This is a genomic window from Vibrio sp. 378 (assembly GCF_033339435.1).
Genome location: NZ_JAWOUO010000830.1, coordinates 1 through 593, shown reverse-complemented (window position 1 = coordinate 593; position 593 = coordinate 1). Strand labels below are relative to the sequence as shown.

The window sequence follows — 593 nt, the reverse complement described above, 5'->3', positions numbered from 1 at the left end:
ATAAGGGAACTGTGTCGTCGCGTGTTGCATGGACGTACAACCAGAGCCTTGTGCAGACAACACGGTAGAGTCACTAAAGAAACAAGAGTGGCTACCGGCCGCTGATGCCGAAAGTAGAGCCGCAACGGTTAAGTGTAGTGGCACGCCAAGCTGTTCACCCAAAGGCAGAACGATTGGCATCGCTACCGCGAATGTTCCCCAAGAAGATGCCGTAGCAAAGACCAACGCACCAGTAATCATAAAGATAATCGCAGGGAAGTAAGACGCCGATAAGTAAGGGCTTACGGTCTCAATCACGTATTGCGTGACACCTAGCGAGTCATTGACAGATTTCAACATGAAGCCGCCAATTACGGTTGCAAGCGGCAGTAGCATGACTTTAATGCCATCATAAACAGCTTCGAACATATCGTTCATTGAAATCAGTTTTTGTGCGCCGTAGAAGCTAATGGTGAAGATCAGCGCGACGAAAACCCCCGCCAGTAGGTCGATACCAAAGTACCAGCTGGCAGCAACTAGGACGATCATCGGTAAAAGGAAGTTGATCAGACCCAATGTCGGATTGGTGTGCGCAGAGACTTCAGAACCAAAGT

At 49.2% G+C, this 593-nt stretch carries 1 protein-coding gene; it reads right to left on the bottom strand.

The genetic code is table 11. The annotated features are described in order from the left end of the window. Positions 1 to 593: Na+/H+ antiporter NhaC family protein (locus R7Q48_RS29095; protein ID WP_318133833.1), on the bottom strand; the 593-nt coding region annotated here is incomplete at both ends.